At 62.1% G+C, this 23673-nt stretch carries 17 protein-coding genes and 1 pseudogene; 15 read left to right on the plus strand and 3 right to left on the minus strand.

The window, feature by feature from the left end; translation table 11 throughout:
- Window positions 1–156: 156 nt before the first annotated feature.
- From AX760_RS10610 to AX760_RS10620, 3 genes are all read left to right on the plus strand, one after another.
- A complete protein-coding gene (locus AX760_RS10610) occupies window positions 157–5601 on the plus strand; it encodes an alpha-2-macroglobulin family protein (protein WP_071832851.1) in 5445 nt (1814 codons plus the stop codon).
- Window positions 5601–7685, plus strand: coding sequence for a penicillin-binding protein 1C (gene pbpC, locus AX760_RS10615; RefSeq protein ID WP_071832852.1), 2085 nt, complete (start codon window positions 5601–5603; stop codon window positions 7683–7685). The genes AX760_RS10610 and pbpC overlap by 1 nt, the downstream gene beginning before the upstream one ends.
- Before the next feature lie 165 nt (window positions 7686–7850).
- Window positions 7851–8075 carry a hypothetical protein gene (locus AX760_RS10620; RefSeq protein WP_071832853.1) on the plus strand — a complete coding sequence of 75 codons (225 nt, stop codon included), beginning with the start codon at window positions 7851–7853 and terminating at the stop codon, window positions 8073–8075.
- 53 nt (window positions 8076–8128) lie between these two features.
- On the opposite strand, the gene AX760_RS10625 is transcribed toward AX760_RS10620, so the two are convergent.
- Window positions 8129–9022, minus strand: coding sequence for a helix-turn-helix domain-containing protein (locus AX760_RS10625; RefSeq protein ID WP_071832854.1), 894 nt, complete (start codon window positions 9020–9022; stop codon window positions 8129–8131).
- Between the two features lie 112 nt (window positions 9023–9134).
- On the opposite strand from AX760_RS10625, the gene pobA reads away from it, so the two are divergent.
- A complete protein-coding gene (gene pobA, locus AX760_RS10630) occupies window positions 9135–10307 on the plus strand; it encodes a 4-hydroxybenzoate 3-monooxygenase (protein ID WP_071832855.1) in 1173 nt (390 codons plus the stop codon).
- A gap of 18 nt (window positions 10308–10325) precedes the next feature.
- Here the strand turns inward: pobA and AX760_RS10635 are convergent, their stop codons facing one another.
- Window positions 10326–11225: a helix-turn-helix transcriptional regulator gene (locus tag AX760_RS10635; protein ID WP_071832856.1), complete on the minus strand. Its 900-nt coding sequence runs from the start codon at window positions 11223–11225 to the stop codon at window positions 10326–10328.
- A gap of 251 nt (window positions 11226–11476) precedes the next feature.
- On the opposite strand from AX760_RS10635, the gene AX760_RS10640 reads away from it, so the two are divergent.
- From AX760_RS10640 to AX760_RS10675, 8 genes are all read left to right on the plus strand, one after another.
- Window positions 11477–12910, plus strand: coding sequence for an aldehyde dehydrogenase (locus AX760_RS10640; RefSeq protein ID WP_245294980.1), 1434 nt, complete (start codon window positions 11477–11479; stop codon window positions 12908–12910).
- Between the two features lie 82 nt (window positions 12911–12992).
- The gene (locus AX760_RS10645) at window positions 12993–14312 is read left to right on the plus strand and encodes an ABC transporter substrate-binding protein (protein WP_071832857.1); all 1320 of its coding nucleotides are present in this window, start codon (window positions 12993–12995) and stop codon (window positions 14310–14312) included.
- A 12-nt stretch (window positions 14313–14324) separates the two neighbouring features.
- Window positions 14325–15074, plus strand: coding sequence for an ABC transporter ATP-binding protein (locus AX760_RS10650; RefSeq protein ID WP_425348837.1), 750 nt, complete (start codon window positions 14325–14327; stop codon window positions 15072–15074).
- Entirely contained in the window at window positions 15071–15799 is a 729-nt protein-coding gene (locus AX760_RS10655) for an ABC transporter ATP-binding protein (protein WP_071832859.1), read from the plus strand. The genes AX760_RS10650 and AX760_RS10655 overlap by 4 nt, the downstream gene beginning before the upstream one ends.
- Entirely contained in the window at window positions 15796–16722 is a 927-nt protein-coding gene (locus AX760_RS10660; RefSeq protein ID WP_071832860.1) for a branched-chain amino acid ABC transporter permease, read from the plus strand. Before AX760_RS10655 ends, AX760_RS10660 begins: the two co-directional genes overlap by 4 nt.
- Complete coding sequence (locus AX760_RS10665) at window positions 16719–17753, plus strand: branched-chain amino acid ABC transporter permease (RefSeq protein WP_071832861.1); 1035 nt, start codon at window positions 16719–16721, stop codon at window positions 17751–17753. The genes AX760_RS10660 and AX760_RS10665 overlap by 4 nt, the downstream gene beginning before the upstream one ends.
- A gap of 41 nt (window positions 17754–17794) precedes the next feature.
- Window positions 17795–18580 (plus strand): coniferyl-alcohol dehydrogenase, encoded by a 786-nt coding sequence (locus tag AX760_RS10670; protein WP_071832862.1) that lies wholly within the window; start codon window positions 17795–17797, stop codon window positions 18578–18580.
- A 23-nt stretch (window positions 18581–18603) separates the two neighbouring features.
- On the plus strand, window positions 18604–20049 hold the full coding sequence (locus AX760_RS10675; RefSeq protein ID WP_071832863.1) for an aldehyde dehydrogenase: 1446 nt from the start codon (window positions 18604–18606) through the stop codon (window positions 20047–20049).
- Window positions 20050–20214: 165 nt separating this feature from the next.
- Here AX760_RS10675 and AX760_RS10680 read toward each other — a convergent pair whose 3' ends face one another.
- Window positions 20215–21618: an aminotransferase-like domain-containing protein gene (locus tag AX760_RS10680; protein WP_071832864.1), complete on the minus strand. Its 1404-nt coding sequence runs from the start codon at window positions 21616–21618 to the stop codon at window positions 20215–20217.
- A gap of 356 nt (window positions 21619–21974) precedes the next feature.
- Here AX760_RS10680 and AX760_RS10685 point away from each other — a divergent pair, with 356 nt between their 5' ends.
- The 3 genes and pseudogenes from AX760_RS10685 to AX760_RS27440 all read left to right on the plus strand — a co-directional run.
- A complete protein-coding gene (locus AX760_RS10685; protein WP_071832865.1) occupies window positions 21975–22457 on the plus strand; it encodes an MSMEG_0572/Sll0783 family nitrogen starvation response protein in 483 nt (160 codons plus the stop codon).
- 76 nt (window positions 22458–22533) lie between these two features.
- Entirely contained in the window at window positions 22534–23577 is a 1044-nt protein-coding gene (locus AX760_RS10690; protein ID WP_071832866.1) for a Nit6803 family nitrilase, read from the plus strand.
- A pseudogene (locus AX760_RS27440) lies at window positions 23504–23673 on the plus strand (MSMEG_0568 family radical SAM protein); the annotation flags it as partial. The gene AX760_RS10690 and the pseudogene AX760_RS27440, both read left to right, overlap by 74 nt.

Genomic DNA, 23673 nt, shown 5'->3' on the forward strand with positions numbered 1-23673 from the left:
CGGTAAATCGGCAACAGTGCCGCCTGTCATACCCGGCATTGCGCTCGCTCTGCCCGCCAAGCCAGATCATTTACCCCACAATGTCCAGTTGACAATCTGCCGTGAAGTTTCAACATACGGCCATCGAGACGGGCAGCGGTGGGAGGACTTATGTCTATGCGCGCGTTCATCGGGTTTTCAGCTGTTTTTCTGATTGCTCTTGCCACCAACCAGCTGGCTGTTGCTGCGGATCCTGGCCGTGACATCGTCACGACACAGGATGGCGACTATTTCGGCTTCGACCTTCGCACCGAGCAGAATGTGTCGCTTGATCAGTGCAAGACCGCCTGCATCGACGATCAGTCGTGCCGGGCCTTCACCTATAATCCGAAGGTAAAATGGTGCTTCCTGAAGTCGGATTTCAACCAGCTGAACAGCTTTGCGGGTGCTGTCGCCGGGAAGGTTGTCACTGTTGATGGCGATCCCGATATAGGGGCCGCACCAAAACTCGATTTTGTCTCGGACGAATTGCTCCAGCAGGCCCGTGAGCAGAAAGCGCGGCTTGCACTGACGGACGGCCAGGAGATGATGGGTTATGAGGGCCTGCAGGCGATTGCCCGCGCCAATCTCGGCCTGTCGCAGATCGAGCAAGCCGTCGATACACTGAAAGGCGCGCTTGCCATCAGCCCTGATGACGCGGACCTCTGGATCGAGACCGCGCGTGCCGGGAACCGGGCGTCCGTGAGTTCAAGCATTGCGGCCGATGCGCAACTGAGCGCGCTCAACGGCTATCAGCTTACCCGCACGACACAGAGCCGTGCCGATGCGCTGGCCGTGCTGGCTGCCGCATTCCGCAACACCGAAAATTTCCGCGCCGCGCTCAGCGCGTACAAAGCAAGCCTTTCGCTCGTCAATTCGCAGACAGTGCGCGCAGCCTATGTCGATCTGAGATCCCGTCAGGGGTTCCGGATGGTTGGAAACACCATCGACGCCGACAGCGCCAATCCGCGTGCCTGCGTCCAGTTTTCCGAGCCGCTGGTCAAGACCGGGGTCGACTATGCACCGTTCGTGACGATCGACGGCGGCGCGCCGAAGGCCGTCGAAGCCAAGGGCAACGACATCTGCATCGAGGGCCTGACGCATGGCCAGCGCTACAAGCTTGCCTTCCGTGCCGGTCTGCCCTCCTCCGTCAACGAATCGCTGGAGGCCCAGGTCGATCTCGATATCTACGTGCCGGACCGATCCGCCAGCGTTCGCTTCACCGGCGATAGCTTCGTCCTGCCAAGCACGGCGCGCCGCGGCATTCCGATCGTCTCGGTCAACAGCCAGAGCGCCGATCTCAAGCTTTACCGGGTCGGCGACCGCAACATCGCCAGTCTGCTGACGAATTCGCAGTTCCTGACGCAGATGGACGGCTACAGCGCCCAGCGCATCCAGGATGAAAGCGGCGAACTGGTCTGGCAGGGCAAGATCGACCTGACATCCGAACTCAACAAGGACGGGATCACCAGCTTTCCGGTCGACGAAGCCCTGCCGGAGCGTAAGCCGGGCGTCTATGTTCTGACCGCGCATTCGTCGAATGCCCGCAGTGACGACTGGGAAGCCAAGGCGACGCAATGGTTCGTCGTCTCGGACATCGGCATCTCGACCTATGCCGGCACGGACGGGCTGAACGTCTTTGCCCGGTCGCTTGCCAGCGCCAAACCGATGGTTGGCGTCACGCTGCAACTTCTCGCCAGGAACAACGAAATCCTCGGAACGGCGACGACCGATGACGACGGCCGGGCCAGCTTCACCGCCGGCCTGATGCGCGGCACGGCGGCCATGGCACCGGCTGTCATCACCGCCCGCAGTGGCGACAGCGACTATGTTTTCCTCGACATGACGCGCGCCGGATTTGATCTCTCCGATCGCGGAGTCACCGGCCGCGCGGCGCCCGGCGCCATCGACGTTTTGACCTGGACGGAACGCGGTATCTACCGCGCCGGCGAGACGGTGCATGTTTCCGCGCTGGCCCGCGACAGCGAAGCCAATGCCGTCGAAAATCTGCCGTTGACCTTTGTCTTCCTGCGCCCGGATGGTGTCGAGGATCGCCGCATCGTCAGCGATGGCGGCGTGGTGGGCGGGCACACGCTCGACCTGCCATTGCAGACAAATGCGATGCGCGGCACCTGGACGATGCAGATCTTCACGGATCCGAAGGGTAGGTCGATTGCCGAAAAACAGTTCATGGTCGATGATTTCGTGCCTGACAGGATCGAGTTCGACCTGACGAGCGACGCCAGGGAAATCGATCCTGAAGGCGCAACGCCGGTTGCCGTAGATGGCCGCTATCTCTATGGCGCGCCGGCCGCAGGGCTTGAAATCGAGGGCGATGTCGCACTGAAACCGACCCGCCAGAGTACTGCTTTCCCCGGATATTTCTTTGGTCTGGCTGATGAGGAAGCAAGCGAAGACAGCCGCACCGCGCTCGAAGGTCTTGATGGTCTCGACGCAGACGGCAAGGCGACATTTGATGTCACCCTCGCAGAGGTGCCCTCGACGACGCAGCTTCTCAACGCCGATATCGTCCTGCGCATGCAGGAAGCCGGCGGCCGTGCCGTCGAGCGAACATTGACCCTTCCGGTCAAGTCGACCGGGGCGATGATCGGTATCAAGCCTGAATTCTCCGGTGATCTCGCTGAAAACTCGATTGGCAAGTTTCATGTCATCGCCATCGATGCGGAAGGCCGCAAACAGCCGATGACGGGGCTCGGATGGAAGCTCGTCAGCGTCGAGCGGAACTATCAATGGTACCGCGAAGGCACCTCGTGGCGCTACGAGCCTGTCACCTCGACCAAGCTCATCGCCAATGGAACGGTCGACGTGACGACGGATGGCGCGGAAATCGCCGCGCCGGTCACCTGGGGTCGTTACCGGCTGGAGATCGAAACGGCCGCGATCGACGGTCCGACGTCGAGCGTCGAATTCGATGCCGGCTGGTATGTCGAGGCAACTTCCACGGAAACACCCGACGGGCTCGAAATTGCGCTCGATAAGGAAAACTACGTCATCGGCGAAACCGCAAAGCTCAAGGTCAGCCCGCGTTTTGCCGGCGAACTCATGGTGACGGTCGGATCCGAAAACCTGATTGCCACCACGAACGTCAGCATTGCGGCCGAAGGCGGCGAAGTCGAGATTCCGGTTACCGCCGAATGGGGAGCCGGCGCCTATGTCACGGCCACGCTCTTCCGGCCTGGAGATGCGCAGGAAAGCCGCATGCCGATGCGCGCCATTGGTATCAAATGGCTGACCGTCGATCCGGCCGAACGCAAGCTTTCTGTTGCGCTCGACCTGCCGGAGAAGACCCTGCCGCGCCAGACGCTGAACATTCCGATCTCTGTCACCGGCGCGGGCTTGGAAGATGCCTATGTCACGGTTGCTGCCGTCGATGTCGGCATTCTCAACCTGACGCGCTACGAAGCGCCGAACCCGGATGGCTGGTATTTCGGACAGCGCCGGCTGGGGCTCGAAATCCGAGACCTATATGGCCGCCTGATCGACGGATCACTCGGCGCCACCGGGCGTCTGCGCACCGGCGGCGATGGCTCGCAAATGCCGTTGCAGGGCAATCCGCCGACCGAGCAACTCGTTGCCTTCTTCTCCGGGCCGGTCAAGCTCGATGCCGACGGCAAGGCAATCATCAGTTTCGATAATCCGCAATTCAACGGCACGGCCCGCATCATGACGGTGGCCTGGTCGAAGACCGGCGTGGGGCATGCCACGGCCGACGTGATCATCCGCGACCCGATCGTCGTTACTGCCAGCCTGCCGAAATTCTTGGCGCCCGGCGATCTCTCGGAGTTGCGGCTCGACATCGCCAACACCGACGCGCCGGCCGGTGACTATCAGCTTCAGGTCACCAGCAATCCTGTCGTTACCGTCGATCCGGTTGCCGCAACGCAAACGGTCGCACTGGCCGCCGGCGGAAAATTCGACCTGACCCTGCCGCTGATGGGCGGGTATAACGGCGACGGCGTCATCTCGGTCAAACTGTCGAATGCGTCCGGCCTGTCGCTCGAACAGGTTCTGAACATACCGGTTCGGCCGGCTTCCCTGCCGATCACCACCCGTCGCCCGGTGACCATCCCGCCAAACGGCAGCCTGCTGGTGGATGGCGAGCTTCTCGCCGACAGCATCCTGCAGGGTGCATCGGTGAGCCTCAGTGTATCGCGCTCGTCGGCCTTTGATGTTCCGGCCTTGCTGATGACGCTCGATCGTTATCCCTATGGCTGCGCCGAGCAGACGACGAGTCGCGCTTTGCCGCTGCTTTATCTGAGCGAAATGGCGCAGAAATCCGGCATCGCCGATGATGGCGAGGTCAAGAAACGCGTGCAGGAGGCGATCTATCGTGTGCTCGCCTATCAGTCTTCTGCCGGCAGTTTCGGGCTCTGGAGCCCGGGGTCCGGCGATCTCTGGCTCGACGCCTATGTCAGCGATTTCCTGACCCGCGCCCGCGAACAGAAATACGACGTGCCGGAACAGGCCATGGTGCGGGCGCTGGAAAACCTGCGCAATGGGCTGGCCTACGAGGTCAACGTCAAGGATCAGGGCAACGAGATCGCCTATGCACTCTATGTTCTGGCCCGCAATCGCAAGGCCTCGATCAGCGACCTGCGCTATTATGCCGATACGAAACTGCAGGAATTCCCGACGCCGCTGGCCCGTGCCCATATTGCCGGGGCCCTGGCGCTTTATGGCGATGCGCAACGCGCCATGAGCATCTTCGAGGATTCGCTGCAGATGTCGTCAGGACTGGTCAATGTCAGCCTGAAACGCTCCGACTACGGCTCGTCGCTGCGCGACGATGCCGCGGTCCTGGCCCTGGCGGCGGAAAGCCGCCCGGTCCCGACGATCATTCCGGCCCTGTCCACGATCGTTGCCCGGCAATGGGAGCAGAAGCGTTACACCAGCACCCAGGAACAATCCTGGATGCTGCTTGCCGCCCGTGCCATCCAGGATGGCGATCAGGACCTGAAGCTGGAGATCAACGGCGCGCCACAGGCCGGCAGCTATTCCGCCCGGGTTTCCGGCGACGAGCTGCTGGAGCAGCCGGTGACCATCCGAAACCGGACGAGTGATCCCGTCGCTGCAGTGGTAACGACGATTGCCGCACCGGCACAGCCGCTGCCGGCCGGCGGTGACGGTTTTGCGATCACGCGTAGCTACTACACGCTGGACGGCGCCGAAGCCAATGTCAGCCAGGCGCAGCAGAACGAGCGGTATGTTGTCGTGCTGAAGGCAACCGAGACCAATGACTGGCCGTCGCGGGTTCTGATCACCGATCTCCTGCCGGCCGGCTTCGAGATCGACAATCCGGGTCTCGTCGATAGCGCCAAGCTATCGAACTTCGAGTGGGTTGGCGAAGTCGAGGCGGCCCATACCGAATTCCGCAGCGATCGTTTCGTCGCGGCCTTCGATCGTGCGAGTGGAGACAACCGGGAAATCACGCTCGCCTATGTGGTGCGCGCAGTGACGCCAGGGACCTATGATCATCCGGCAGCCAGCGTCGAGGACATGTATCGTCCACAACTCTCGGCGCGCACGGCGACGGGCCGCATGGAGGTCGTTGCAGCGCAATAATGGCGATCCTGCGCACCATCGGCATCGGCGTTTCGGTCAGCCTCCTCCTGGCCGTGGCCGGCTTCTTCGGCTTGCGGGCGGCGGACAGGGCTTTCCCGCCGCCGCTCGACAACGCCTATGAGGTGTCCAAGGAGGTGCTGGATGTGGATGGCCAGCTTCTGCGGGCCTTTGCCACCCGGGAAGGCCTCTGGCGCCTGAAGACCAAGGCAACGGATGTCGATCCGCAATTCATCCGCATGCTGGTCGCCTATGAGGACCAGCGTTTTTCGCAACATCGCGGCGTCGATCCGCTGGCGCTTCTGCGCGCCGCTACGCAGTTCATCGGCAATGGCCGGATCGTATCTGGCGCCTCGACGCTGTCGATGCAGGTGGCACGGCTGATCGAGCCGCGCGACGGACGCTCGCTGACCGCCAAGGTCCGTCAGATTGCCCGCGCCCTGCAGATCGAGCGACGTCTGAGCAAGGCGGAGATCCTGGACCTCTATCTGACGCATGCGCCCTATGGCGGCAATCTCGAGGGTGTCCGCGCGGCAAGCCTTGCCTATTTTGGCAAGGAACCGAGGCGCCTGACGGTGGCGCAGTCAGCGCTTCTGGTCGCCCTGCCACAGCTTCCGGAACGCCGGCGTCCGGATCGCCATCTGGCCGCCGCCGAGGCCGCGCGCCTGCGTGTGCTCGACCGCATGGCCGTATCCGAAGTGATCGGCGAGGGTGAAGCGGGCCGGGCTTCGCTTGAAGCGGTGCCGTCGCGCCGCCTTCAACTGCCAGCCTTTGCCGCCCACGTCGCGGAAGCGGCGCTCCGCCGGCAGCCGGCGGTGATTGAGCACAGGACGACCCTGCGGCGCAGCATCCAGCAGGGTCTGGAAGGGGTCGCGCGGGATGCCGCAGCCAGGCTCGACCCGAAAGTCTCCATCGCCATGGTCATGGCCGATATCCGGACCGGCGAAATCGTCGGCGAATTGGGGTCAGCCAGTTATTTCGATGCCAGCCGCTCCGGCTGGATCGACATGACCCGCGTCACCCGCTCCCCCGGTTCGACCCTGAAGCCGTTCATCTACGGCCTGGCCTTCGAAGAAGGGCTTGTGTCGCAGGAAACCATCATCGAGGACAGGCCGTCTGATTTCTTCGGGTACAGGCCGCGCAATTTCGACATGAGCTACCAGGGTGATGTCAGCATACGCCAGGCGCTTCAACTGTCCCTGAACGTGCCGGCGATCCGGTTGCTCGATGCCGTCGGGCCGACACGGCTGATGGTCCGCTTCCGCCGCGCCGATGTCCGGCCGTCGCTGCCGAAGGACGAACCGCCAGGTCTTGCCATCGGTCTCGGCGGTGTCGGCATCACGCTGAAGGATCTTGTGCAGCTCTATGCCGGCCTTGCCAATCGCGGCCAGCCGGTGCGGCTTGGCGACGGCATCCAGGACAAGGCCGAACGGCTTATTGGCGAACCGCTGATGGAACCTGTCGCTGCGTGGCACGTGGCGGATATCCTCTCCGGCGTCATCCCGCCGGCCGGCAGCAGGCAGCGCGGCATCGCCTACAAGACAGGCACCAGCTATGGCTATCGCGATGCCTGGTCTGTCGGCTTCGATGGTCGATATGTGCTCGGCATCTGGGTCGGCCGCCCCGATAACGGCGCGGTTCCCGGCATTACGGGTTATGGCACTGCCGCACCGATCCTGTTCGAAGCGTTTGCCAAATCCGGCGTCGCCATCACCAGGCTTCCCGGCGCGCCTTCCGGCGCCGTGCGGATTTCGCAGACGCAACTGCCGATCAGCCAGCGACGGTTTTCCATGACCGCCAGCGGGCTCCTCTCGTCCTTGAGCCGCGAACCCGCACCGCAGATTGTCTATCCGCCGGAAGGTGCACGCGTCGAACTCGGTGCTGCGTCCGGTGGTGAACTCATGCCGCTGGCGCTCAAGTTGCAGGGCGGTCGCGCGCCCTTCCGCTGGCTCGCCAATGGCAAGCTGCTGGCGGAAACCACACGCCGCCGGACCAGCCAGTGGGTACCGGACGGCGGCGGTTATTCGACATTGACCGTCATCGATGCAGCCGGACGTGCCGCCAGTGTCCGGGTGTTCGTCGAATAGGCCCTCACGCCGGCAGACATTTTGACCCGGCGAAAATTGAAATTCTCTAATGAAATCAAATTGGTCGATTTTCGAAGCAGGTCTTTGGGCGTGGGGAATAGCGAATTGTCGTGATCGACGGCGCGGTTGCGATCATTCACAAAGGAGCATCACAGGAGAAATGCTATGCTCCCTGCAATCAAGATGAGTTCCTGGCATGACGGCCTTCTGGTCCGGCCGCCGGCTGTAATCGCGTTTGGTGAGTTGCGTGATATTCTGCTTTCGCTGACTGACTTCGACGAAGGAAAAGTGGACCTGATCTGTTCGTCCGTCGAGCAGGACGGTGGCTGCGAATTGCTCGACGAAGATGCAGACTGCCTCTTCGTTCTGGAGCGGATCCTGCATTCGTGAGCCGGATTCGGAGCTCTTGCCAAACGCATCCGGGCAGACCACAACGGCGTTTGTCAGTCCGTACTGCGACTGTCGAGCTTGGCACGTTCGGCCATTCGCCAGGCCCGCGGCGTCGCGCCGGTTTGCTTTGAAAAGAGCCTGGAAAAATAGGCCGGATCAACAAATCCAAGACTTTCGCTGACATCCTTTATGCTGCCGAAACTGAAAACCAGCTCCCGTTTTGCCTCGTCGATGAGCTTGCGGGCAATCATGTCATGGGTACCCAGTCCGGTGACCGACTTCAGGAACCGGTTCAGATGGGTTGGCGAAATGCCGAGTTCGGCGGCATAGAAGGAGGCCGGCTTGTGCGCCCGCAAATGGCGATGGATGAGGCTGTTCAACCGCTCCATGCGACGGCCTTTGTCGTCCATCGACTCTCCGGCGCTGGCCGGTGAAAGCCGTGCCGTCAGGTGCAGGGCAAGGGTGAGATAGGCATCGAGCAGATCGTTTCGGCCGGTTTGGTAGGCTGCGTATTCGGCGCCCAGCCGCATCAGTGTATCCGCCACATAGGCTCCCTCATGCCGGGTCACGTCCAGCAACGTTACGTGCGGCAAGGCGAGCCACGCACCCAGGTGACTCCGGTCGCCGGGGGGCGTGCGCAGTCGGGATGCCAAAATCGTCACGACGAAGCCATCGGTATCCCTGGAAAACCGGAATCCATGATCGACGCCCGGCGGGACGGTGATCACGCTATGAGCCCGGATTTCATGCCGCTGATTGCCAAATATTGCGTCTCCGGAACCGGCATGCATGTATAAAATTTGAAAGAAGCTCTCATGCCGATGCAACCGGATTTCCCAGTGGTGCAGCCTGCTGCGCGCCGGAATCGTTTCGCAATGCAGCCAATCCCGCATGTTTTCGCCCGTCTTCTCCCCATAGAGATCATAGGTCGGCACGGCTGTCGGCATGGCGCATCGCTCCCTTAATGTTCGATATATGCAATTTCTGGCATGAATTGTCCATTGAAGCATGCTCCTGCAGGGGCGACAATCCGCCTCAACATAATGTGCGGGAGGAAACATGCGCACCCAGGTAGCGATCATCGGCTCGGGACCATCCGGGCTGCTTCTCGGTCAGTTGTTGACGGCAGCTGGCATAGACAATGTCATCATCGATCGCGCCGACAAGGACTATATCCTTGCCCGCGTCCGCGCCGGGGTTCTGGAGGAAGGCACCGTCGCGCTGATGGATCAGGCGAACGCCGGCACGCGCATGCATGCCGAAGGCCTGCCGCATGACGGTTTCGCGCTGGCCTTCGATGGCCGCGAGCACCGGATCGATCTCCACGGACTGACGAGCGGCAGACGTGTCATGGTCTACGGACAGACGGAACTGACGCGCGACCTGATGGAGCAGCGCGAAAAGACCGGCGGTTTGACGATCTACAATGCGGTGAATGTGCAACCGCGGGATTTCGACGGAAATGCACCGTCTGTGGCCTTCGAAAAGGACGGGGTGTCGCAGCATCTTCAATGCGACTTCATCGCCGGATGCGACGGGTTTCATGGTGTGAGCAGAAAATCCGTGCCCGATGGGTCGATCAAGATTTTCGAAAAAGTCTATCCCTTCGGCTGGCTCGGCATTCTGGCCGACGTGGCCCCCGTCAGCCACGAACTCATCTACGCCAACCACCCGCGTGGTTTTGCCCTGTGTTCGATGCGCTCGGAAACGCGCAGCCGCTATTACATCCAATGTGCCCTGGACGAAAAGGTTGAGGACTGGAGCGACGACCGTTTCTGGGACGAGTTGCGCCGACGCCTTCCCGGACATCATGCAGAGGCGCTTTTGACGGCCGCTTCCTTTGAGAAATCGATTGCGCCGCTGCGATCCTTCGTTGCCGAACCGATGCGCTTCGGGCGCCTTTTCCTGGTTGGCGATGCCGCTCATATCGTGCCCCCGACAGGCGCCAAGGGCCTCAATCTGGCGGCCAGCGACGTGCACTATCTGTTTTCGGGTCTTGTCGAGCACTATCGCGACCGATCCGATGCCGGCATCGACGCCTATTCGCAGCGGGCGCTGTCCCGCGTCTGGAAAGCCGTTCGCTTTTCCTGGTGGATGACGACCATGATGCATCGTTTCCCCGACACCGGTGATTTCGACCAGAAGATCCAGGAAGCCGAACTCGACTATCTGACGCGCTCGCAGCCAGCATCAATGGCGCTTGCCGAGAACTATATCGGCTTGCCCTATTAGGGAGATGCGTCTCGGACTTCATGGCCAATCCGCGTAGTCGGATGACAACACGCTGTTGTCTGACCCTGCAGACGCCTGTGCGACGGCACGATAGCTGGCCGGTGACAGTCCGGTCTTGCGCTTGAAGAAATGGCTGAAATAGGTCGGGTCGCGAAAGCCGAGGCTATCGGATATTTCCTGTATGTTGCGGGCCGAGCGTTCCAGCCGCAGCTTTGCCTCCTGTACCAGCCGCTCATGCAGAAGCTGGATCGGCGAACGCCCCAGCGTCCTCTGGCAGATCGCCTGGAGCCGGTCGGTGGTGACACCCAGTTCCACCGCATAGTCGCTGATCGGCCGGTGCTGGCGAAACCAGGCTTCGACAAGCTGCCGGTAACGCACCAGGATCGAGCCGCTTTCGCCCTGCCCGCGCCGTTCGGCATTTGCACCGCCCGACGCGCGCCAGACCGCCATCAGGATCAGCCGCATATAGGCGGACACCACCATCCAGGAGGCCCGGGCAGGATCGGCCAGTTCACGCACGAAGCCTGAAATCAGCGGATTGATCTCGCCCAACGATCCCGCATCCATGGTTTCGATCAGTTTCATCTGTTCGATGAAGATCCGCAGCGAATAGGATTCCACCTTGTCGCCGATCGCATCAACCATGATCTGTGGCGAAGCACCGATCAGGCAGGCTTGTGCACCGGCGGCGATGGTGATCTCGCAGCGAACGTCAGGGGACAACAGGGCAAGGGACGGACCATACAGGGTGCGATGTTCGTCATCGTCGAAATGCAGTTCACCATCGCCATAGCTCAAGAGGAAGATGTGATGAAAGTCCACATAGAGGCCTTTCTGGAAACGGATGCGCCGATGCGCCAGTGACGGTTCCCGCCACTCGCCCCGTGCGTGATGATGAATGCCGCCGTCCGTCGCCATTGCTTCCCCTCAATCCGTGATGAACCTTGCCCTGATCCCCGTATAATTACAATATTAACCCGTAAAATCACATTCCATCCGTTCGAGAACGGCGTAGTCTTTCGTCATCAGCCTTTGGGAGGAGGCACCTCAACAGACCCATGCAGGACACGCGGCCTTCTGGCCAAACCTGTTCGTGCGTCTGTCTCCCGTTAGAAAACGCAGGTATCGCCTGCCGGAAGAGGGTGACGATCGTGTTTGTGGCGAAGCTGATGATCAACGACGAGGCAATGGACGCATCCGATGCGTCAACCTTCGAACGTCTCGATCCACTGACCGGCGATCTCGCGACGACTGCCCCTGCCGGTTCTGTTGCGGATATGTCCAAAGCCGCGAATGCCGCCGCCGCCGCCTTCCCGTCCTGGTCGGAAACCGGCCCCGGTGAACGCCGCATGCTACTCAACGCCGCCGCCGATATCCTCACAGCCCGCACAGCCGAGTTCGTCGCGGCGATGACCAGCGAAACCGGCGCGACGGCGCAATGGGCCGCGATCAATTGCAGTCTCGGTGCAGACATCCTGCGAGAGGCTGCCGCCATGACCACGCAGGTCAGCGGCGAAATCATCCCCTCCGGCACATCAGGCAATCTGTCCATGGCCGTGCGGCAGCCGGCAGGTGTTTGTGTGGGCATTGCACCCTGGAACGCGCCGATCATTCTCGGCACCCGGGCGATCGCGATGCCGCTTGCCTGCGGAAACACCGTCATATTGAAGGCCTCTGAGCTCTGCCCGAAAACGCATTGCCTGATTGGCGACGTCATGCGCGACGCCGGCTTTCCGCGCGGCGTCGTCAATGTCGTGACCAATGCGCCGAAGGATGCGGCAGCGGTCGTCGAAGCGCTGATCGCCCACCCGGCCGTGCGCAGGATCAATTTCACAGGCTCCACCCGCGTCGGCCGCATCATCGCGGAATCCTCGGCGCGGCAGTTGAAACGCTGCCTTCTCGAGCTTGGCGGCAAGGCGCCATTCATCGTGCTTGCCGATGCCGATCTTGATGAGGCGGTGGCGGCTGCCGCCTTCGGCGCCTTCATGAACCAGGGCCAGATCTGCATGTCGACGGAGCGCATCATCCTGATGGACAGGATCGCTGACGAATTCGTCGACAAGTTCCAGGCAAAGGCCGCGACGCTTCTCGCCGGCAACCCGCAGGACGGCAAGACGCCGCTCGGCACGCTGATCAATGCCGAATCCGTTCGGCGCGTAACCTCGCTGATCGATGACGCCAGGCAAAAGGGCGCAGTCGTCCTCTGCGGCGGACCGTCGAACGGGACGCTGATGGATGCGACCGTGGTCGATCACGTGACCCCGGCCATGCGCATTTACCGCGAGGAAAGTTTTGGCCCGGTTGCGGCCATCATCCGCGTTGGCAGCATCGACGAAGCCATAACGGTTGCCAATGACACGGAATACGGCCTGTCATCGGCGGTTTTTAGCCGCGACATAAACGCGGCGCTGGCCGTCGCCAAGCGGCTTGAATCCGGCATCTGCCACATCAACGCGGCGACTGTTTCCGATGAACCACAGATGCCCTTCGGCGGCGTCAAGTCGAGCGGCTACGGCCGCTTTGGCGGCAGCGCGGCAATCGACGAATTCACGGATCTGCGCTGGATCACCTTGGCATCCGGCAGACGAGACTATCCGATCTGAGCATTCCAAGGATTGCGCCTGATCGGTTGAACCAAAGAGCAAAGCCGGGCTGGGAGGCCCGCACACAGGGAGGAAGCACTTCATGAACGGCAGGTTCCGCAACGGAAAATTCGACCCATCGGCGCTGACACGCCGCTCGTTTATCGCATCGACAGTGGCAGGCGGGGCGGCGCTGGCGCTTTCCGGGCGCACTGCCTTTGCCCAGAGCGGCGACACTCTGAAGGTCGGCTTCATCAGCCCGCGCACCGGCCCGCTGGCGGGCTTCGGCCAGACCGACGGCTATGTGCTCGATCTTGCCCGCAAGGCCCTGGCATCGGGCTTTCAGGCCGGTGGAAAGACCTATCAGGTCGAAATCATCGATCAGGACACCCAGTCCGATCCGTCCCGCGCCGGCCAGCTGGCCAGGGACCTGATCAACAATCAGGGCATCGACCTGATGCTGGCGGTCTCGACGCCGGAAACCATCAACCCGGTATCGGACGCCTGCGAAGCGGCCGGCGTCCCCTGCCTTTCCACCGTCATGCCCTGGGAAGCCTGGTATTTCGGACGCGGCGCCAAGCCCGGCGAACCCTCGCCGTTCAAGTGGACCTATCATTTCGGCTTTGGCGTCGGCGAATTCCACAAGACTTACGTGTCGCAATGGAACCTGATCGAGACCAACAAGAAGGTCGGCGTCATGTATCCGAACGACGCCGACGGCAATGCGATCCGCGCCAATCTCGCGCCGCTGCTTGCCAAGGACGGTTTTACCATCGTAGATCCCGGGGCCTATGAAACCGGAACCACGGATTTCTCCGCCCAGATCGCGCTGTTCAAGCGCGAAGGCGTGGAGATCTTCTCGTCCTTCCCGATCCCACCGGATTTTGCCGCCTTCTGGCGCCAGGCCGCACAGCAGGGACTGACCCGCCAGATCAAGATCGCCCAGGTGGCAAAGACCGGGCTGTTCCCGTCCGATATCGAGGCGCTCGGCGATCTCGGCTTCAACATCTCCAGCGCCGCCTACTGGCACAAGGCCTTCCCTTACAAATCGTCGCTGACCGGTGTGTCCGGCACCGAACTTGCCGATGGCTACGAGACAGAGAGCGGCAAGCAGTGGACCCAGCAACTCGGCGCCAGCCTGTCGCTGCTCGATGCCGGCTTCGAGGCCCTGAAGGCCGCGACTGATGCCAAGAGCAAGGATGCCGTTGCCAAGGCGCTTTCGACGCTGAAGACAACGACCATCGCCGGTGCGGTCGATTTCACCGCAGGCCCGGTTGCCAATGTCTCGCCCGGTCCGATTATCGGAACACAGTGGGTCAAGGCACCGGAAGGCTCCAAATTCCCGCTCGATTACGTCGTTACCGAGAACGCCACCGACCCGAATGTTCCGGTCGGCGCAAGACTCGTCTCTTACAACGGATAAGGGCCGGTGCGGATCGAAACAAACCAGCAGCAGCCGGGAGAAGCCTTTCTCTCGGCAACAGGAATCCACAAGCGCTTCGGAGCGCTTGTGGTTCTCGACAATGTCGATTTTGCCATGGGCCAAACCGACGCCGTCGGCATCGTCGGGCCGAATGGCGCCGGCAAGACCACTCTGCTCAGCGTGCTGGCGGGGGCTTTCCCGCCAAGTGACGGGATCATCACGGTCAACGGGCAGAATGTCACCGCCCTTTCGGCGGCAGATCGTTGCCGCTCGGGGCTGGTGCGCACCCATCAGGTCCCGATACCCTTCAGTGGCATGACCACGTTCGAAAATATCTACGTTGCCGCCGCACACGGCGATGCCGTTGGCCGCGACGAGGCCTATGAGCGCGTAATCGACAGCCTGACGCTCTGCGGCATGCTTGGGGTCGCCAACCGGCGCGCCGATACGCTCGGCCTTCTCGACCGCAAGCGCCTCGAACTGGCGCGGGCGCTGGCGACCAAGCCGAAGCTGATGCTGCTGGATGAAATCGGCGGCGGATTGACCGATGGCGAGGCAAGCGAACTGGTGACGACCATTCTCGAATTGCGCCGTCGCGGCATTGGCATCGTCTGGATCGAGCATATCGTCCATATCCTGTTGCAGGTTGCCGAGCGGCTGATCTGCATGGATGCCGGCCGGATCATTGCGGATGGCGAACCGCGCGCCGTGATGGCCGATGCCGACGTCGTCAAGGCCTATCTCGGAGGCACGCCCGCATGACCCTTCTCTCCGTTCAAAATCTGGATGTCCGCCATGGCCTGCTGCAGGCCGTGCGCGATGTCAGCTTCGATCTTTCCAGGGGCGACGTTCTGGCGCTTGTCGGAGCCAATGGCGCCGGCAAGACCACCTTGCTGCGCTCGCTCGCCGGCGCACACCTTCCCGCCGCAGGCCGCATCGCGCTCAATGGCCAGGACATGACAAAGGTACCTTCGCACCAGCGCATCGCCATGGGCATCGCGCTGGTGCCCGAGGGACGTCGCCTGTTCTCACAGATGACCGTCGAGGAAAACCTGCTTCTGGGCAAAACATCGGGGAGACCCGGTGACTGGACCATCGACCGTGTATTTTCCGCCTTCCCCAATCTCGTTGCCCGCCGACACGCCAAGACCGGCCATCTCTCCGGCGGCGAACAGCAGGCAACGGCAATCGGCCGTGCCTTGATGAGCAATCCCGACATTCTGCTGCTCGACGAGGTTTCGCTCGGGCTTTCGCCCCTAGTTGTCGACCGCGTCTATGCGCAGTTGCAGACCCTGCTTACCTCCGGCACCACGATCATTCTGGTCGAACAGGATCTCAGCCGTGCGATGGGCGTCGCCAGCCGCGTCATCTGCATGCTGGAAGGGCGCGTCGTGCTCGACAGCCCCGCAGAACAGGTCACGCGCGACGAGGTGACGAAAGCCTATTTCGGCTTGCACCGGGAAAACAATGAAAGGGTGGCATCGTGATCGACACGCTGATCCAGGGCATCCTGCTCGGCGGCTATTATGCCGTCATTGCCTGCGGGCTTTCCTTCATGTTTTCCGTCATGCGGATCATCAATCTCGCCCATGGCAGTCTCGCAGTCCTCTCTGCCTACGGCCTGTGGCTGCTCGCGTCAGAATTCGGAATTTCACCGTTTCTGGGCCTTCTGATCGTGCTACCTGCCATGGCGGCCATCGGCTGGCTGCTGCAACGCTATCTTCTGGAGCGCAGTGCCCGCGGCGGCGCGCTGCTGCCGATCCTCACCACCTTCGGCCTCGCCATCGTCATCGACAATCTGATGTTCGAGCAGTTCGGCGCCGACACCCGCTCGCTCGCCCCTTTCATCGGCAGCCTGTCCTATGACAGCTGGGAACTGCCCGGCGGCATCTATGTCGGAAAGCTCGCCGTGATGACCATGGCGACCGCGATCGCCCTTCTCGGCGGGCTGCAGATCTTCCTCAGCCGTTTTGCGCTTGGTCGCGCCATCCGTGCCACCGCCGAGGATCCCGATACCGCCGGCCTCGTCGGCATCGATGCCCGCAAGGCCAATGCAGTGGCAACCGCCATCGCGATGGTCACGGTCGGCATTGCTGGCGCGTTTCTGGCGATGCGGGCGACGTTCGATCCCTATTCCGGCGGTCCGCAACTGCTGTTTGCCTTCGAGGCGGCCGTCATCGGAGGCGCCGGTTCTCTCTGGGGCACGCTGATCGGCGGCATCGTTCTGGGCCTTGCGCAATCGCTCGGTGCACAGATCCATCCGCAGGGCTTTCTGATCGGCGGCCATGTCGTTTTCCTGGCAGTCCTGTTTGCCCGATTGTTTCTCATCGGAGCCCCGACCATCGGGACAACAGGCTTTGCAAAAGCCGGCCTCGCCAGAATTCGCGCCGCCATCCGGAGCACCCCATGACCACGATCCCCCAAAGCATTGCCCACGGCATCACCATTGAACGCTGGACGCGCGCCTCACGGCTGGCACTTGGCGGCGTCGCCATCGCGCTTGTCCTCTTCGCCATCGCCCCGCTGACGCTCGGTGCAGGCGCCATCGACCGACTGACGGCGCTGTTCATCTACGTCATCCTCGCTGCCATGTGGAACGCCCTTGCCGGCTTCGGCGGACTTGTGTCGGTCGGCCAGCAGGTTTTCTTCGGCCTTGGTGCCTATTTCACCATCCGCCTTGCCGATGCCGGGCTCAATCCGTTCCTGTCGCTGTTTGCCGCCGCCCTGATCACCGGCGCGATCTCCCTGCCGCTCTCCTTGTTCATGCTGCGGCTGAAGGGCGGCGAATTCGCCATCGGCATGTGGGTGATCTCCGCTCTCACCCATATGCTGGTCAATCTCGACCGGCTGATCCAGGGTGAAACCGGGACATCGCTGATCTCGCTCAACGTCTATGACAGCGGCACCCGCCGGGTCGTCATCTACTGGCTGGCGCTGGCCTCGATGGCCGCCCTGCTCGGCCTTCTCTTCACACTCCTGCGCAGCCGTGCTGGTGCCGCCATCCAGGCCATCCGCGACAATGAGGATGCGGCGACGTCGCTCGGCGTGCGCGTCATCGCCACCAAGCGGCTGCTCTTTGTTCTGGCCGCCTTCGGCATCGCGGTCGCCGGTGCGTTGTGGCTGGCGACAGCCACCACCTTCCAGCCGAAAACCTATTTCAGCGTGCAATGGACCGCCTACATGATCTTCATGGTGCTGGTCGGTGGCATCGGAAAGTTCGAAGGGGCGATCCTTGGCGCGGTGCTGTTCTTCGTCATCGAAACCTTCTTCGGTGCGATGGGCGTGTGGTACCTGATCGGCCTTGGTGCAACGGCGGTGCTGTTCTCCCTGTTCCTGCCGCATGGGCTCTGGGGCGAGATCGAACGCCGCTTCGACCTGCGCCTGCTGCCGGTGGGCTACCGGGTCAAATTCTCCGGCACGCCTGACACGCCCCGCAACTGACACTCCAACAGACTTCAGTTTCTTACAGGAAAGGTGACGACATGCTTTTTGGAAAAACGATCCTTGTGACGGGCGTTGCCTCTGGTATCGGCGCGCGCACTGCAGAACTGGCCGGCCAGATGGGTGCCGATGTCATCGGTGTCGACGTCCGCGAACCGGCAGGCGCCACGACAGCCTTTATCAAGGGAGATCTCTCGACCGCCGCTGGCGTCGCCGACATCGTTGCCCAGTTACCCAGTCGTCTCGACGCGCTCGCCAATGTCGCGGGTCTGTCGGGAAATACCGGCATTGTTTCGACGCTGTCGGTCAATTTCTACGGCCTTCGCGCCCTGTCTGAGGCCGTGGCCCCGCGCATCCGGGAAGGCGGCGCCATCGTCAATGTCGCCTCGATCGCCGGTTATGGCTGGCGTGCCCATCTCGAGCGGGCAAAGACGCTGGTCGGGATCGAGGGTTTTCCGGACGTTGGCGCCCTTGCTGCCGAGCATGGCCTGAAGGATGAGGAAGGCTATCCCCTGTCCAAGGAATTGCTTGTCCTCTGGACCATGCGGGCTGCCCACCTGCCGCTGTTTAGGGATCGCGGCATTCGCGTCAACGCCGCAAGTCCCGGCCCGGTCGAGACCCCGATCCTCAAGCAGTTCCGCGCCGTGCTCGGGGATGCCAGGGTCGACAGCGACATCACCCGGGTGGGGCGCGCCGGTACGGCAGCCGATATCGCGCCGGCCGTGCTGTTCCTCTGCTCGGATGGCGCCCGCTGGATCAACGGTACCAATCTGGCAACCGATGGCGGCCTCGAAGCCTCGATCAACGCCGAAGTTCTCGGCTTTTAATGTCCTTTTCTCAGGAGACTTTCATGACCATCAACCTGCTCATCAATGGCACGGACCGTGCGGCGGCAAGTGGCCGGACCTATGACCGGCTGGACCCGTTCACCGGAAAGCTGGCGAGCCGCGCCGCCGCCGCCGGCCTTGATGATGTCACGGCCGCGATCGAAGCCGCAGCCGCCGCCTTTCCCGCATGGTCCAAGACCGGTCCGGGCGCACGCCGTGCGCTCTTGCTCAAGGCCGCCGATATCCTCGACAGCAAGGTCGGCGAATTCACCCAGTTGATGATGGAGGAAACGGGCGCCACGGCTCCTTGGGCCGGCTTCAATGTCAAGCTGGCGGCGAACGTCCTGCGCGAGGCGGCGTCGATGACGACGCAGATTTCCGGCGAGATCATCCCTGCCGACAAGCCGGGAACGCTCGCCATGGGCGTGCGCCAGGCAGCCGGCGTCTGCCTGGCCATCGCCCCCTGGAACGCGCCTGTTATCCTCGCCACCCGTGCCGTCGCCATGCCGATCGCCTGCGGCAACACCGTCATCTTGAAGGCGTCGGAGCAATGCCCCGGCACCCACCGGCTGATCGCCACGGCGCTCACCGAAGCCGGCCTGCCCGCCGGTGTCATCAATGTCATCACCAATGCGCCCGAGGATGCAGCTGATATCGTCGCCAGCCTGATTGCCCACCCGGCCGTTCGCCGCGTCAATTTCACCGGCTCCACCAAGGTTGGCAAGATCATCGCCAAGCTTTGCGGCGAGCATCTGAAGCCCGCCCTTCTCGAACTCGGCGGCAAGGCTCCGCTGGTCATTCTCGACGACGCCGATATCGACGGCGCGGTCAATGCCGCGATCTTCGGTTCGTTCATGCACCAGGGCCAGATCTGCATGTCGACCGAGCGCATCATCGTCGATCAGGCCATCGCCAATGAGTTTGTTGCCAAGCTTGCCGCCCGCGCCTCAAAGCTTCCGGCCGGCGATCCCCGTGGCCATGTCGTGCTCGGTTCGCTGATCAGCCTCGAGGCGGCAAAAAAGATGGACGACCTGATTGCGGATGCCACCGCCAAGGGCGCCACGCTCGTCGCCGGCGGCAAACGCACCGGCACCGTCGTGGAAGCGACGCTGCTCGATCATGTCACTCCGGACATGCGGGTCTATTCGGAAGAATCCTTCGGACCGGTCAAGCCGATCATCCGCGTCGCCAACGAAGAAGAGGCAATCCGGGTTGCCAACGATACCGAATACGGCCTGTCGTCGGCAGTGTTCAGCCGCGACGTGCAGCGCGCCATGGCGGTTGCTGCCCGGATCGAAAGCGGCATTTGCCACATCAACGGCCCGACGCTGAACGACGAAGCCCAGATGCCCTTCGGCGGCGTCAAGAGCAGCGGTTACGGTCGCTTCGGCGGCAAGGCGGCCATTGCCGAATTCACAGACCTGCGCTGGATCACGATCGAGGATTCCAGCCAGCATTACCCGTTCTGACCGTCTTAAGGACCTTGGTCCAGGCAGTCAGGATCGGGAGCCATCACGGCTCTGCCAGAGAGAAGGACGGAGCCGTTCGGCCCCACATACCATCCCCGTTATCGGGGGTGGTCCAGATCGGCCCGCTTGCTCGACGGGCAGAATTTTCGGGCAAGCCCGTGTCGATCAGAAGAAAGTGCCGGCCATTTCGGGAGAGCCGGCCAGCGCATGCCCCATGAATTCCAGCGCACCCTTAAGCGTATCGCGTCGGATAGGCCCGCCAAGACACACGCGAACTGCTTCTTCGGCCGGGCCATCGACGGTAAAGGCATCACTTGCGACCACGCCTATTCCGGATGCGCGCATGTGGGTTCCGAACGTCGAGCGTGTCCATCCGTTGGTGAGCGGCAGCCAGATGTTGAAACTGATCGGATCGCTTCGATAGCTTTCAGGGGGTAGCACCGAGGCGACAAGGGCCTGACGGGCCGCGGCTTCCGTGCGGATAAAGCGCAGGATGCTGTCAGCTGTGCCGTCCTCGATCCAGCGTGTTGCCAGAGCCGCCGAGAGCGGCGACGCCATGACGCTTGCAGCGCGCATGGCACTGACGAAGGGCCAGGCCGCTCTTGTATCCGGCACGACGACATAGGCCAACCGCAGACCCGCGCCGATGCACTTTGCCAGGCCGCCAATATGCCATGTCAGGTCGGGTGCCATGGCCGCGAGCGGTGCCGGACTATGGAGCGGGATGAAGCCGTAGGCATCGTCCTCGACGATCGGCACATGGTACTTGCGGGCGACGGCGCAGATTTCCTCGCGGCGTTTTTCCGGGATCGTCAGCGTCATCGGGTTCTGCAGCGTCGGATTGAGGTACAGCGCTTTTGGCTTGCCCGTCTTGCAGGCCTCTTCGAAGGCCGACGGAAGAATGCCGTCTGCGTCCATCGGCAGGCCCTGCAGATCCAGGCGCAACTGGGCCGCGATCGAGCGCATGCCCGGATAGGTGATGTTTTCGGACAGCACCGTTTCTCCGGGCTTGGCCAGAAGGCCAAAAATGGCCAGAAGAGCGGGATGGGCCCCCGGCGTGACGAAAATCCGTTCCTGGGACGGCACCAGGCCACGGCGACTGAGCCAGGAGGCGGCAGCCTCCTTGTCGATCCCGGCGCCCCCGAAGCCCTGATAGCGCAACAGCGGGATGAGGTTCGTGGCGACCGCGGAGAGCCCCTCCTGCATGCGCGCCAGAAGATCCGGATCTTCCGGCTCTGGCGGCATGTTCATCGAAAAATCGACGACGGAGGCGCGACGGCTGTCGAGGGCGGCATCGGCCACGAAACCACGACGCGTCTTTTCCGGGCCGCCGGTGACGAATGTGCCGCGCCCGACATGGGTCGTCACAAGTCCTCGTTTCTGGGCTTCGACATAGCCGCGCGCAACGGTCGTGAAGTCGATGCCCAATCGTTTCGCGAGATCCCGCTGCGGCGGCAGCCTGTCGCTCACCAAAAGCTTTCCGCTCTTAAGGTCCATTTCGATAACATCGGCGATCGCCATATAGCGAGGGCCGTTGCTACGGGAGAGATCTGGAATCCAGGTTTTCATGTGAACTCTTCAATGTTGAAGATTGACCGTATATTGTTGCTTTCGGGAAATGTCACGTAAAAAGCATTTTGCCTGGCGGAGTTTAACGAAAGAGAGTTTTCGTGGCTCCATGCTTCGCGAAAGCCCCGAATGATCGCGTATTGACTGCATCAAATAAAGGTCAATTCGCTTGTGTTTTTGGCAGTGCATTGCCCTGAAAAGATCAGTACTCAAGGCCATCCTAAATCATTGACTGCGATATTGACTGCATATTTCGCTGTTTTGAACGTATATTGGGCAGAAACCGTACTGGCACGCTCCTTGCAATTGAATGGTAGCGCCCCATCGCTGGGCCGACGTCAAAACAGGAGCCAACAATGCCAGCAATCACTGCCCCGGCCCACGCTGACGGAGACTTCTTCGTCGACTACGAAGAAAAGGTCTTCGAAGATATCCAGGCCAACGAGGGCGAAAAAGCCCTCATCACCTTCCACACTGTCGCTTTCGAAGGGTCCATCGGCCTTGTCAACCTGCTCCAGGCCAAACGCCTGAAGCGCAAGGGCTACGACACATCCATCCTGCTCTACGGCCCGGGCGTCACGCTCGGCATTCAGCGCGGCTTCCCCAAGCTCGGCGCGGAAGCCTTTCCGGGACATCTGAATTTCAACAATCAGATCAAGGGCTTTCTGGAAGAAGGCGGCAAGGTCTATGCCTGCCGCTTCGCGCTTCAGGCGCTCTACGGCCACGGCGAGCCTGCGCTGATCCCGGGCATCACGCCGATTAGCCCGCTCGACGTGCTGGATCTGATGCTGATCCACCGCCGCGCCGGTGCCGTCATTCTCGACACCTGGACACTCTGAGCCGAGGCGCTTTCCTCAAGCGCTTCCGGGAGGCGGATCCTGTCCGCCTCCTTCCTCTCAACCCAAGGAATTCGTCATGGAACCAAACAGGATCGTGCGGGCTGCCGCCGCCCAGATTGCGCCGGACCTCACCTCCCGCGACAAGACACTTGCGCGTGTGCTGGAAACGATCCGCGAGGCGGCGGCCAAGGGCGCCGAGCTGATCGTCTTTCCGGAAACGTTCGTTCCCTGGTATCCCTATTTTTCGTTCGTCTTGCCGCCGGTGCTTTCGGGCCGCGAGCATGTAAGGCTTTACGAAGAAGCCATGATGGTTCCAAGCGCTGCAACAGATGCGGTCGCCTCGGCCGCCCGCGAGCATGGCATCGTCGTCGCCCTTGGCGTCAACGAGCGCGATCACGGCACGCTCTACAATACGCAGCTGGTCTTCGATGCCGATGGGACGCTTGTGCTCAAGCGGCGCAAGATCACGCCGACCTTTCACGAGCGAATGATCTGGGGACAGGGCGACGCATCCGGCCTGAAGGTCGTCGACAGCACGGTCGGTCGCATCGGCGCGCTGGCATGCTGGGAGCACTACAATCCGCTGGCGCGCTACGCGCTGATGGCCCAGCACGAAGAGATCCATGTCGCGCAGTTTCCCGGCTCCATGGTGGGGCCGATTTTCGCCGACCAGATGGAGGTGACGATCCGCCATCATGCGCTGGAAAGCGGCTGTTTCGTCGTCAATTCGACCGGCTGGCTGACGGATGAACAGATCATCTCGATCACGCCCGATGAAGGCTTGCAGATGGCCCTGCGCGGCGGCTGCATGACAGCCATCATTTCGCCGGAGGGCAAGCACCTCGCCCCGCCGATTACCGAGGGCGAAGGCATCCTCATCGCCGATCTCGACATGAGCCTCATCGTCAAGCGCAAGCGGATGATGGATTCGGTCGGTCACTATGCCCGGCCCGAGCTTCTGCATCTCGTGATCGACGACCGGCCGGCGTCTCCGATGGTCACGTCCTATCCTTCTCTCGAAACCGCGCCGACAAGGAGCACTCTCGATGAACACCAGACCTCAGCTTTCGACGGAAACCCTGATCAACGAGTTGCAGTCGTTCGGCGCCAGGCTGGTTGATCCGAAGGCCGGTCATGAAAGCCGTCGCGGGGGTGCCGGCCCCTCTGACCACAAGGCGTTGACGATCGACGGCATGACCGTGATGGTTCCGGTTCA

Origin of the sequence: Pararhizobium antarcticum (genome assembly GCF_001885585.1) — a bacterium.
Lineage (GTDB): Bacteria > Pseudomonadota > Alphaproteobacteria > Rhizobiales > Rhizobiaceae > Pararhizobium > Pararhizobium antarcticum.